At 55.4% G+C, this 12,699-nt stretch carries 10 protein-coding genes; 1 reads left to right on the top strand and 9 read right to left on the bottom strand.

The genetic code is table 11. The features are described from left to right. Window positions 1-3 precede the first annotated feature (3 nt). Window positions 4-1,011: a luciferase-like monooxygenase gene (locus K7B04_RS08120; RefSeq protein ID WP_163447799.1), complete on the top strand. Its 1,008-nt coding sequence runs from the start codon at window positions 4-6 to the stop codon at window positions 1,009-1,011. A 112-nt stretch (window positions 1,012-1,123) separates the two neighbouring features. Here K7B04_RS08120 and mtr read toward each other — a convergent pair whose 3' ends face one another. The 9 genes from mtr to infB form a co-directional block, all read right to left on the bottom strand. Next, a complete protein-coding gene (mtr, locus tag K7B04_RS08115; RefSeq protein WP_223803796.1) occupies window positions 1,124-2,368 on the bottom strand; it encodes a tryptophan permease in 1,245 nt (414 codons plus the stop codon). A gap of 145 nt (window positions 2,369-2,513) precedes the next feature. Next, window positions 2,514-4,460, bottom strand: a complete 1,947-nt coding sequence (locus tag K7B04_RS08110) for a DEAD/DEAH family ATP-dependent RNA helicase (RefSeq protein WP_163447797.1) — start codon at window positions 4,458-4,460, stop codon at window positions 2,514-2,516. Continuing rightward, window positions 4,453-4,533 carry a protein YrbN gene (yrbN, locus tag K7B04_RS08105; RefSeq protein ID WP_100249910.1) on the bottom strand — a complete coding sequence of 27 codons (81 nt, stop codon included), beginning with the start codon at window positions 4,531-4,533 and terminating at the stop codon, window positions 4,453-4,455. The genes K7B04_RS08110 and yrbN overlap by 8 nt, the downstream gene beginning before the upstream one ends. 105 nt (window positions 4,534-4,638) lie before the next feature. Beyond that, on the bottom strand, window positions 4,639-5,523 hold the full coding sequence (gene nlpI, locus K7B04_RS08100) for a lipoprotein NlpI (protein WP_163447796.1): 885 nt from the start codon (window positions 5,521-5,523) through the stop codon (window positions 4,639-4,641). Between the two features lie 111 nt (window positions 5,524-5,634). Next, on the bottom strand, window positions 5,635-7,770 hold the full coding sequence (gene pnp / locus K7B04_RS08095; protein WP_163447795.1) for a polyribonucleotide nucleotidyltransferase: 2,136 nt from the start codon (window positions 7,768-7,770) through the stop codon (window positions 5,635-5,637). A 357-nt stretch (window positions 7,771-8,127) separates the two neighbouring features. Beyond that, complete coding sequence (gene rpsO, locus K7B04_RS08090; protein ID WP_035891092.1) at window positions 8,128-8,397, bottom strand: 30S ribosomal protein S15; 270 nt, start codon at window positions 8,395-8,397, stop codon at window positions 8,128-8,130. A gap of 151 nt (window positions 8,398-8,548) precedes the next feature. Further along, window positions 8,549-9,493, bottom strand: coding sequence for a tRNA pseudouridine(55) synthase TruB (gene truB / locus K7B04_RS08085; protein ID WP_223803795.1), 945 nt, complete (start codon window positions 9,491-9,493; stop codon window positions 8,549-8,551). Beyond that, a complete protein-coding gene (gene rbfA, locus K7B04_RS08080; RefSeq protein ID WP_049848849.1) occupies window positions 9,493-9,894 on the bottom strand; it encodes a 30S ribosome-binding factor RbfA in 402 nt (133 codons plus the stop codon). The genes truB and rbfA overlap by 1 nt, the downstream gene beginning before the upstream one ends. 102 nt (window positions 9,895-9,996) lie before the next feature. Further along, the gene (infB, locus tag K7B04_RS08075) at window positions 9,997-12,687 is read right to left on the bottom strand and encodes a translation initiation factor IF-2 (RefSeq protein WP_163447793.1); all 2,691 of its coding nucleotides are present in this window, start codon (window positions 12,685-12,687) and stop codon (window positions 9,997-9,999) included. Window positions 12,688-12,699: the final 12 nt, after the last annotated feature.

Below are 12,699 nucleotides of genomic sequence, written 5' to 3'. Positions count from 1 at the left end.
TTTATGACTGACAAAACCGTTGCTTTCTCGGTGCTCGATCTGGCGCCGATCCCCCAGGGTTCCTCAGCGCGAGAAGCCTTCTCCCATTCGCTCGACCTCGCCCAGCTCGCTGAAAAGCGCGGCTACCACCGCTATTGGCTGGCCGAACACCACAACATGGTGGGCATCGCCAGCGCGGCGACTTCGGTGCTGATTGGCTATCTGGCCGCCAACACTACCACCCTGCACCTCGGTTCCGGCGGCGTCATGCTGCCCAACCACTCGCCGCTGGTGATCGCTGAGCAGTTCGGCACGCTCAATACGCTGTATCCCGGACGTATCGATCTCGGCCTTGGCCGCGCGCCGGGCAGCGATCAGCCCACTATGCGAGCGCTGCGCCGTCATATGAGTGGCGATATCGATAACTTCCCGCGCGATGTGGCGGAACTGGTGGACTGGTTCGACGCGGTCGACCCTAACCCGCAGGTGCGCCCGGTTCCTGGCTACGGCGAGAAAATTCCGGTGTGGCTGCTTGGCTCCAGCCTGTATGGCGCGCAGCTCGCCGCACAGCTCGGCCTGCCGTTTGCCTTCGCCTCGCACTTCGCGCCGGATATGCTGTTCCAGGCGCTGCATCTCTACCGCACGAACTTCAAGCCATCGGCGCGGCTGGAAAAACCGTACGCAATGGTGTGCATCAACATTATTGCCGCCGACAGTAACCGCGACGCGGAATTCCTCTTCACCTCCATGCAGCAGGCATTCACCAGGCTGCGTCGCGGGGAGACCGGACAGTTGCCAGCACCGATTCAGCAGATGGAACATTTCTGGTCACCGTCGGAGAAATACGGCGTCGACCAGGCGTTACGGATGTCACTGGTGGGCGATAAGGCGAAGGTGCGCCACGGGCTGGAGTCCATTCTGCGCGAAACGCAGGCGGATGAGATTATGGTCAACGGGCAGATTTTCGATCATCAGGCGCGGCTGCATTCGTTTGACCTGGCGATGGATGTGAAGCAGGAATTGTTGGGGTAGTGCGGTTTATTCCCCTCACCCCGCCCTCTCCCCAAAGGGGATAGGGGGGAAACCGCACCGAGCAGTCCCCTCTCCCCCATGGGGAGAGGGTTAGGGTGAGGGGACAAACGCCTTACTGATAAACCGGCAGCAGGTTAAAGCTCGACAGCACATGCACCAGCGCGTTACCCACGCCAAACACCAGAATCAGCGCAATCATCGGCTTGCCGCCCCAGACGCGGAATTTCGGGCTACCGAAGCGTTTACGGGATTTACGTGCCAGCAACGCCGGTACAATCGCCGCCCAAATCGTTGCCGCCAGACCCGCATAACCGATGGCATACAGGAAACCGTTCGGCCACAGCAGGCCACCGATAATCGGCGGCAGGAAGGTCAGTAGCGCGGTCTTGAAACGCCCCAGCGCGGAATCGTCGAAGCCGAACAGGTCTGCCAGGTAATCAAACAGGCCGAGCGTTACGCCGAGGAAGGAGCTGGCCACCGCAAAGTTAGAGAACACCACCAGCAACAGCTCCAGACCACGGCTGTTCAGTACGCCGCTTAACGCCTGCACCAGCACATCAATGTTACCGCCCTTCTGGGCAATGCCGATAAATTCCGGACGCGGGATGTTACCCATCGTGCCCAGTAACCAAACGGTATAGAGCACCAGCGCCAGCAACGTTCCGTACACCAGACACTTCACGATGGTGCGCGGATCTTTACCGTAATACTTCATCAGGCTCGGTACGTTACCGTGATAACCGAACGACGCCAGGCAGAATGGCAACGTCATCAGCAGGTAAGGCGTATAGCTGGCGTGGCTTTCGGCAACGTTTAACAGCGTGGCGGGCGTTACGTGGCCCATCAGGCTACCGAAGGTCAAGAAGAAGGTAATCACCTTCGCACCCAGTACGATGGCCGTCATACGGCTCACCGCTTTAGTACTCAACCATACAACAAACGCCACCAGCAGCGCGAAGCCAAAGCCTGCTGCTCGTGCCGGCACGTTCAGCGACATCTCGGCAAAGGTGTGGTGCAGAATCGAGCCGCTCGCCGAAATATAGGCGTAGGTCAGGATGTAGAGCACAAAGGCAATAGAGATGCCGTTTACCACGTTCCAGCCTTTGCCCAGCAGGTCTTTGGTGATGGTGTCAAAACTGGAACCAATACGGTAGTTCAGGTTCGCTTCAAGGATCATCAGCCCGGAGTGCAGCATGCAGAACCAGGTAAACACCAGCGCCGCCATCGACCAGAAGAACCACGCACCGGACATAACCACCGGCAGGGAGAACATGCCCGCGCCAATGATGGTGCCGCCGATGATCACCACACCGCCAAGCAGCGAGGGTGACGTTTGGGTGGTGGTTAGTGTCGCCATACAGCCTTTTCTCCAGTGAATAATTTTGCTACTGCATTTTAATGTGTTGCACTGTACCAGTACACGAGTACAAAAGAAATAAAAAAAGCCCCAATCATGACGATCGGGGCTGTATATTTTACTTTACGCTTTTAAGCCGTCTGGCTTATGCGTCACCGCCGAAACGGCGACGACCTGCGGAGTCGTCACGACGCGGCGCAGCATCATCACGGCGCGGGCCACGGCTGCCTTCACGACGTTCGCCGCTGAAACGACGACCATCGCCACGGCCACCTTCGCGACGCTCGCCACCGAAGCTACGGCCGCCTTCACGACGCTCACCGCCGAAGCTACGACCACCTTCACGACGTTCGCCGCCGAAGCTGCGACCGCTACGCTCTGGGCGCGGCTGAGCATCACCGATCAGCTGCATGTTCATCGGCTTGTTCAGGATGCGAGTACGAGTAAAGTGCTGCAGTACTTCGCCCGGCATGCCTTTCGGCAGTTCGATGGTGGAGTGGGTACCGAACAGTTTGATGTTACCGATGTAACGGCTGCTGATATCGCCTTCGTTAGCAATCGCGCCCACGATATGACGAACTTCAACGCCGTCATCACGGCCCACTTCAATGCGGTACAGCTCCATATCGCCAACGTCACGACGTTCGCGCTTCGGACGATCTTCACGGTCGCCACGGTCACGCGGACCACGATCGTTGCGATCGCCACGACGCTCAAAGCGATCGTCACGGTCACGGAACTCACGTTTCGGACGCATCGGCGCATCTGGCGGAACGATCAGAGAACGTTCGCCCTGTGCCATTTTCAGCAGCGCAGCGGCCAGCGTTTCCATATCCAGCTCTTCGCCTTCTGCGGTCGGCTGAATTTTAGCCAGCAGGCCACGGTACAGATCCAGATCGCTGCTTTCCAGCTGCTGCTGTACTTTCGCCGCGAATTTTTCCAGACGGCGTTTGCCCAGCAGTTCTGCGTTCGGCAGTTCCACTTCCGGAATGGTCAGCTTCATGGTGCGTTCGATGTTACGCAGCAGACGACGCTCGCGGTTCTCAACGAACAGCAGCGCACGACCCGCACGGCCCGCACGACCGGTACGGCCGATACGGTGAACGTAAGACTCGGAGTCCATCGGGATGTCATAGTTCACAACCAGGCTGATACGTTCTACGTCCAGACCACGTGCTGCCACGTCGGTTGCAATCAGGATATCCAGACGACCATCTTTCAGACGCTCCAGAGTCTGCTCACGCAGGGCCTGGTTCATATCACCGTTCAGCGCAGCGCTGTTGTAGCCATTGCGCTCCAGCGCTTCTGCTACTTCCAGGGTCGCGTTTTTGGTACGTACGAAGATAATCGCCGCATCAAAGTCTTCCGCTTCCAGGAAACGCACCAGCGCTTCATTCTTACGCATGCCGTACACAGACCAGTAGCTCTGGCTGATGTCCGGGCGAGTGGTGACGCTGGACTGAATGCGTACTTCCTGCGGCTCTTTCATAAAGCGACGGGTAATACGACGAATCGCTTCCGGCATGGTGGCGGAGAACAGCGCGGTCTGATGACCTTCCGGGATCTGCGCCATGATAGTTTCAACGTCTTCGATAAAGCCCATGCGCAGCATTTCATCTGCTTCATCCAGCACCAGGCCGCTCAGCTTAGAGAGGTCCAGGGTGCCGCGCTTCAGGTGGTCCAGTAGACGACCCGGGGTACCGACAACGATTTGCGGCCCTTGACGCAGGGCGCGCAGCTGCACGTCATAACGCTGGCCGCCGTACAGGGCAACCACGTTTACGCCGCGCATATGTTTAGAGAAATCCGTCATTGCTTCAGCCACCTGAACCGCCAGTTCGCGGGTCGGTGCCAGCACCAGAATCTGTGGCGCTTTCAGCTCAGGATCAAGATTGTTCAGCAGCGGCAGAGAGAACGCCGCCGTTTTACCGCTACCAGTCTGGGCCATGCCCAGCACGTCACGACCAGAAAGCAGGTGTGGGATACACTCAGCCTGGATCGGAGATGGTTTTTCGTAACCCAGATCGTTAAGGGCTTCAAGGATAGGAGCCTTCAGGCCCAGATCTGCAAAAGTGGTTTCGAATTCAGCCATGTAGTACAAGTGCCTCGATATTAATGGCGGCCAGTCTACATAACTCATCATGAAATTGATCTGCAATTTTCATTGAAAAGTGTGAACCGGCTCAAAGTAGGTGTATTAACGAACAACAACGCCCTCACCCGCGAAGGTGATGGCAATCAAAAAGATTACGGGCTGATGTAGTCGTCAGCTATTGCTGGTCCGATTCTGCCAGGTCATCTTGGTCCTGGCCCAGGAGCGATAATTCCAACAATGCGTATCGGTGCTCAACGTAGTTATGTACGTTGTTCGCAACCGCCAGTTTGAACAGTGCCGTAGCGCTGTCCTTGTCCCCAAGACTTAGGTAATACTTACCTAAATAGAAGTTGGTTTCACTGAGATGCTCAGCGAGCGAGGTGTTATCCGTTGCGTCCGCCTTCAGGCGCTCCATTAACGTTTTTTCGTCAATGTTGCCTAAGTAGAACTCGACAATGTTCCATCCCCATTGTTCTTTATCCGATTTCTCGAAGCGTTGCTTCAACGCATCTTTTGCCTGCTTCTCGTCGAGCTTCTGCTCGGCAAGATAAAGCCACAGGCTGCGGAAAGGATCATTGGGATCGTCTTGATAAAACGCCAGCAGATCATCTTGCGCTAACTTCGCACGGCCACCGTAATAAAGCGCGATGCCGCGGTTCAAGTGCGCATAATTGTAAGTTGGATCAAGCTCAAGTACAGAATCAAACGCTTCATAGGCAGCATCAAAATTGCCTGCCTGCGTTAAATAAATGCCTAAGTAATTGAATACTTCAGGCATATCAGGTCGGATAGCCAGCGCTTGTGAAAAATCATTTCGCGCTAATGCCCTCAGACCGAGACTATCATACAACACTCCGCGCTCATATAAAAGCTGTGCGCGTTCGTCATCGGTTAAAGCCCGACTGGCAAGAATTTGTTCCATGCGTGCCAGGATTACTTCCTGCTGTAACGTCGGTTGCAATGGCACCGCGAGGACTTCACTTTTACGCCAGGCAGAGTTGCTACATCCTGCCAGCGTGAGTGCTGTCGCCACGAAACACCAGCGCAAAAAAGGCTTCATTTCCCACTCCCGAAGACAACAATTGGATGAACGTCCTGTCCCCCGCATGCAAACAAGGCATCCAGCCAGCGAAATGTGCCCTCCGCAAACGCGGAGGGCAAAAGGCAAACCTTACTCGCCTTGTTCCGCTGCCGGAGCTTCCGGTGCGGCGGCAGGCTGAGACTGCTCGGTTGCTTCTTTAATGCTCAGACGGATACGGCCCTGACGGTCAACTTCCAGAACCTTAACCGGTACTTCCTGGTTCATCTGCAGGTAGTCGGTCACTTTCTCAACGCGCTTGTCAGCGATCTGAGAGATGTGTACCAGACCTTCTTTACCGCCGCCGATAGCCACGAAGGCACCGAAATCAACGATACGGGTCACTTTACCATTGTAGATACGACCCACTTCGATTTCTGCGGTGATCTCTTCGATACGACGGATAGCGTGTTTCGCTTTCTCGCCGTCAGTCGCTGCGATCTTCACAGTACCGTCATCTTCGATTTCAATGGTGGTGCCGGTTTCTTCGGTCAGGGCACGGATAACAGAACCGCCTTTACCGATAACGTCTTTGATCTTGTCCGGATTGATCTTGATGGTGTGGATACGCGGAGCGAACTGAGAAATATCACCGCGCGGCGCGTTAATCGCCTGTTCCATCACGCCCAGGATGTGCAGACGGGCACCTTTAGCCTGGTTCAGCGCAACCTGCATGATCTCTTTGGTGATACCTTCAATTTTGATATCCATCTGCAGTGCAGAGATACCGTCGCGGGAACCCGCCACTTTGAAGTCCATATCGCCCAGGTGGTCTTCGTCGCCCAGGATGTCAGACAGAACAACAAAGTTGTCGCCTTCTTTCACCAGACCCATCGCGATGCCCGCAACGGCTGCTTTGATCGGCACGCCTGCGTCCATCAGCGCCAGAGAAGCGCCACATACGGAAGCCATAGAGGAAGAACCGTTAGATTCGGTGATTTCAGAAACCACACGAACGGTGTACGGGAACTTGTCGCCTTCCGGCATCACTGCCAGCACGCCGCGCTTCGCCAGACGACCGTGACCAATTTCACGACGCTTCGGAGAACCGACCATGCCGGTTTCGCCTACGGAGTACGGAGGGAAGTTGTAGTGGAACAGGAAGTTGTCAGTACGCTCGCCCATCAGTTCATCAAGAACCTGCGCGTCACGTGCGGTACCCAGGGTCGCGGTAACCAGCGCCTGCGTTTCACCACGGGTGAACAACGCAGAACCGTGAGTACGCGGCAGAACGCCGGTGCGTACGTCCAGACCACGGATCATGTCTTTTTCACGGCCATCGATACGCGGCTCGCCTGCCAGTACGCGGCTACGAACAACGTTTTTCTCGATAGCGTGCAGGATTTCGCCCAGCTCGTTAGCGTCCAGGGTTTCGTCTTCCGCCACCAGAGTCGCGATGGTTTCAGATTTGATCACGTCAACCTGAGCATAACGCTCTTGTTTGTCGGTGATGCGGTAAGCGTCGCTCAGGCGAGATTCTGCCAGCGCAGCCACGCGCGCGTTCAGCGCTTCGTTAACGGCTTCCGGCTGCCAATCCCAACGCGGTTTACCCGCTTGTTTAACCAGCTCGTTGATCTCTTTGATAACGATCTGCTGCTGTTCGTGACCGAATACGACAGCGCCCAGCATGGTGTCTTCGCTCAGCAGTTCTGCTTCAGATTCAACCATCAGTACGGCAGCTTCGGTACCGGCAACCACCAGATCCAGCTTGCTTTCTTTCAGCTCGTCTTGAGTCGGGTTCAGCACGTACTGGTCATTGATGTAACCTACGCGCGCAGCACCGATTGGGCCGTTGAACGGAATACCGGACAGGGACAGCGCAGCAGATGCGCCAATCATGGCAACGATGTCTGGGTTAACCTGCGGGTTAACGGAAACAACGGTCGCGATAACCTGAACTTCGTTAACGAAGCCTTCCGGGAACAGCGGACGAACCGGGCGGTCAATCAGACGCGCGATCAGGGTTTCGCCTTCGCTTGGACGGCCTTCACGACGGAAGAAGCTACCCGGGATGCGGCCAGCAGCGTAGGTACGCTCCTGATAGTTAACGGTCAGCGGGAAGAAGTCCTGGCCTGGTTTCGCTTTTTTCTGACCCACAACGGTAACGAATACCGCGGTGTCATCCATGCTAACCATCACGGCGGCAGTTGCCTGGCGCGCCATCATGCCGGTTTCCAGCGTTACGGTGTGTTGGCCGTACTGGAACTTACGAACGATCGGATTAAGCAAAATTCTATCCTTTCTTAATGAGTGGCGGCACACCCTTTGGCGTGCCGACCGATGAAACCGATCTTCTTTGCATCCTCGCGACTAATGACAACCCTAACCCGACGCCGGGTAAAGCCTCTCATTAGCCGCGCGAACCTCTGCAACGAAGAATATGTACAACAACAATACATTATACCCGTTATCTTTCAAAATACTGCTGTGTTGGTAATTTCAGCTCAATTTTGTCTCAACAAGATGCAGACAAGCAGGATTACCAGAACGCCAGACAGCGTCTTACGGGCAAACTTTCTTATAAATGACGGTTGTCCGGTGGAAAAAAGGGGCCATAAAGGCCCCTCTTTCTGAAACTCGCTAGAATTAGCGACGCAGACCCAGACGCTCGATCAGCGCGGTGTAGCGTGCAACATCTTTACGTTTCAGGTAGTCGAGCAGTTTACGACGCTGAGAAACCATGCGCAGCAGACCACGACGGCTGTGGTGATCTTTTTTGTGCTCTGCAAAGTGACCCTGCAGGTGGTTGATCTGTGCAGTCAGCAGTGCAACCTGAACTTCGGTAGAACCGCTGTCGTTCGCGCCACGACCGAACTCAGAAACGATTTGTGCTTTAGCTTCAACGCTTAGAGACATTTTGAACTCCAAATTTAAAAGAAAGAAAGGGTGCCGATCTCTAATTCAGCAGCCCTGAGATAACGCTTGCCAATTGTTAAACAATTAAGCAGACGTTAAGCCGCGATATTCTACTCGCAGCGCTCGGTTATCGCAAGCCACAGAACCTGGCTTACTCAGTGTACTCGACCACCAGACGGCGTGGAGCCACGCGGCCTTCGTCATCGATTTCACCCATACCGAGGAATTTACCTTCGTCACCTTCCGTCACGCGCACCAGGCCTTCCAGCGGCGCGCCTGACGTCCGTACCGGATTACCATTTTTAAAGTAAACCGCTGACGTTACAGGGATATTCACCACCGGATAGTCCGAAGCGGGACTGTCCATCGGCATCAATAACGGATCGAGTAATTCCGCCGCCGGAATGCCCTGCTGTTCGGCCTGTTCAACCAGTTCGCGCAGATGCTCCAGCGTGACCATACGCTCGACCGGGTATTTGCTGACCGCCAGGCGACGCAGGAAAATCACGTGCGCACCACAGCCGAGCTTCTCGCCCAGATCGTCAATGATGGTACGAATATAGGTGCCTTTGGAGCAGTGAATTTCCAGCTCCAGCTCGTTCCCTTCATGACGAATAAACAGCAGTTCGTAGACGGTAATCGGGCGCGCTTCACGCGGCACTTCAATGCCCTGACGAGCATATTCGTAGAGCTTTTTGCCCTGGTACTTCAGCGCGGAATACATGGACGGCACCTGCTGGGTGTCGCCACGGAAGCTCTCAAGCGCCTCTGCCAGCTGCGCATCGCTGAAAGTCACCGGACGCTCTTCGACGATCTGCCCGTCGGCATCCGACGTATCGGTACGCTGACCTAAGCGCGCAATCACGCGATAGCGTTTGTCGGAGTCCAGCAGATACTGGGAAAACTTGGTCGCTTCACCGAGGCAAATCGGCAGCATACCGGTCGCCAGCGGATCCAACGCGCCGGTATGTCCGGCGCGATTGGCATTGTAGATGCGCTTCACTTTCTGCAGTACATCATTGCTGGATGCGCCCTGCGGCTTATCCAGCAACAGCACGCCGTGAATATCACGGCCGCGACGACGAGGACGACTCATCAGTCCTCCTTGCTGTCGTCCGGGTTCACACGACGTTCTTCGTCATGCTTCACCACGTTAGTCACCAGGTTGGACATGCGCATCCCTTCGACCAGCGAGTTATCGTAGAAGAAGGTCAGTTCCGGCACGATACGCAGGCGCATGGCTTTACCCAGCAGCGAGCGGATGAAACCAGAGGCTTCCTGCAGCGCTTTGATGCCGGCTTTGACGGCCGCTTCATCTTTGTCGTTCAGGAAGGTCACAAACACTTTGGCATAGGCCAGATCGCGGGACATTTCAACACCGGAAACGGTGGTCATCATGCCCAGACGCGGATCTTTAATTTCACGCTGCAGGATGATTGCGATCTCTTTTTGCATCTCCTGGGCCACGCGCTGCGGGCGACCAAATTCTTTCGCCATAATAAATTCTCCAGACAAAAAAGGGGCTTATCAGCCCCTTTTGAAATAGTTGCCGGGTGGCGCTTCGCTTCCCCGGCCTACAATCGGCAATCTAAACGAAGATTAAGCGATGGTACGTTGGATCTCGATGATTTCGAACACTTCGATCATATCGCCAACGCGAACGTCGTTGTAGTTCTTCACGCCGATACCACATTCCATGCCGTTACGGACTTCGTTAACGTCATCTTTGAAGCGACGCAGGGATTCCAGCTCGCCTTCGTAGATAACCACGTTGTCACGCAGAACGCGGATCGGGTTGTGGCGCTTGATGGTACCTTCGGTAACCATACAGCCCGCGACCGCACCGAATTTCGGTGATTTGAACACGTCACGTACTTCAGCCAGACCAATGATCTGCTGTTTCAGTTCCGGAGACAGCATGCCGCTCATTGCCGCTTTCACTTCGTCGATCAGGTTATAGATGACGGAGTAGTAGCGCAGATCCAGGCTTTCTGCTTCGATAACTTTACGCGCAGAAGCGTCAGCACGAACGTTGAAGCCAACCAGAATCGCGTTGGATGCCGCAGCCAGGGTCGCGTCGGTTTCGGTGATACCACCTACGCCAGAACCGATGATCTTCACTTTCACTTCGTCGGTAGACAGTTTCAGCAAGGAGTCGGAAATCGCTTCCACAGAACCCTGTACGTCGGCCTTCAGTACGATGTTCACTTCGTGAACTTCGCCTTCGGTCATGTTGGCGAACATGTTCTCAAGTTTAGATTTCTGCTGACGAGCCAGTTTAACTTCACGGAATTTACCCTGACGATACAGAGCAACTTCACGCGCCTTCTTCTCGTCACGAACGACGGTCACTTCGTCACCGGCAGCCGGAACACCGGACAGACCGAGGATTTCCACCGGAATGGACGGACCGGCTTCCAGCACTTCCTGACCCAGTTCGTTACGCATCGCACGAACGCGACCGTATTCGAAGCCACACAGAACGATGTCGCCCTTGTGCAGAGTACCTTCACGAACCAGAACGGTTGCAACCGGACCACGACCTTTATCCAGGAAGGATTCGATTACCGCGCCGCTTGCCATACCATTACGTACCGCTTTCAGCTCAAGAACTTCAGCCTGCAGCAGGATAGCGTCCAGCAGTTCGTCAATACCGGTACCCGCTTTGGCGGATACGTGAACGAACTGGCTCTCGCCGCCCCACTCTTCCGGCAGGATGCCGTACTGGGACAGTTCGTTTTTAACGCGATCCGGATCCGCTTCTGGCTTATCGATTTTGTTCACTGCAACCACAACCGGCACACCCGCCGCTTTCGCGTGCTGGATTGCTTCGATAGTCTGCGGCATCACGCCATCGTCTGCTGCGACAACCAGAACAACGATATCCGTTGCCTGCGCACCACGAGCACGCATTGAGGTAAACGCGGCGTGACCCGGGGTGTCGAGGAAGGTGATCATACCGTTGTCGGTTTCAACGTGGTATGCACCGATGTGCTGGGTAATGCCGCCCGCTTCGCCAGAGGCCACTTTCGTGGAACGAATGTAATCCAGCAGAGAGGTTTTACCGTGGTCAACGTGACCCATGATGGTCACAACCGGTGCGCGCGGTTCAGCCGCAGCGCCGGTGTCACGGTCGCTCATTACCGCTTCTTCCAGCTCGTTTTCACGACGCAGGATAACTTTGTGGCCCATCTCTTCGGCAACCAGCTGTGCGGTTTCCTGGTCGATGACCTGGTTGATGGTGGCCATGGCGCCCAGCTTCATCATCGCTTTGATGACCTGAGAACCTTTCACCGCCATCTTGTTAGCCAGTTCGCCAACGGTGATGGTTTCGCCAATCACAACGTCACGGTTAACGGCCTGAGCCGGCTTCTGGAAGCCCTGCTGCAGTGCGGAACCTTTACGCTGCTTGCCGCCTTTACCCCCGCGAACAGCGGCGCGCGCTTCTTCACGATCGGCTTTAGATTCCGCGTGCTTGTTGCCTTTTTTCGCCGGACGCGCAGCTTTCGCATTGCGGCCACGGCCACGGCCGCCTTCTACTTCACGGTCGTTTTCGTCTTCTGCCTGACGGGCATGCTGAGAAGTGGTGACGTGATAGTCGCTGGTGTCCTCAGTAGGCTCAGCGGCATCCACACCGTTCTTCTCGTTTTCTTCTGCCATGCGGCGCGCTTCTTCCGCAACGCGACGGGCTTCTTCTTCAAGCTTGCGACGCGCTTCTTCTTCCGCTTTGCGCTTCAGCTCGGCAGCTTCATTTTCACGGCGGGCTTTTTCAGCCTGGGCGGTTTTGGTCATATCGTCGGTCTGTTGATTGCTCACTTTGTCTTTTTCCGCAGCTTCACGTTTCGCTTTATCAGCGGCTTCACGATTAGCTTTTTCTGCGGCCTCACGTTCAGCTTTTTGTTGCGCCTCGCGTTTAGCTGCTTCTTCAGCTTCACGACGGGCTTGCTCTTCCGCTTCACGCTGCGCCTGCTCTTCCGCGGCCAGGCGTTCAGCCTCTTGCGGATCGCGTTTCACAAAGGTGCGTGTCTTGCGGACTTCGATTTGTACCGATTTGCTTTTCCCACCGGTACCTGGAATGTTGAGAGTACTGCGCGTTTTGCGCTGCAAAGTCAACTTATCCGGCGCAGAACCATTTTCACGGTTCAGGTGCGCCAGTAAGGTTTGTTTCTCTTGTGCGGACACAGAGTCGTCAGCAGACTTCGGGATGCCAGCGTCAGCAAATTGCTGTACCAGGCGATCTACCGAGGTCTCAATCTCTGCGGCCAGCTTTTTTACGGTTACATCTGTCATGCTGTTCCTTCC

This window comes from Kluyvera sp. CRP (genome assembly GCF_019930565.1).
Lineage (GTDB): Bacteria > Pseudomonadota > Gammaproteobacteria > Enterobacterales > Enterobacteriaceae > Kluyvera > Kluyvera georgiana_A.
Note: the sequence above shows the minus strand (reverse complement) of the source record. Positions and strands in the feature narration are given on the sequence as shown.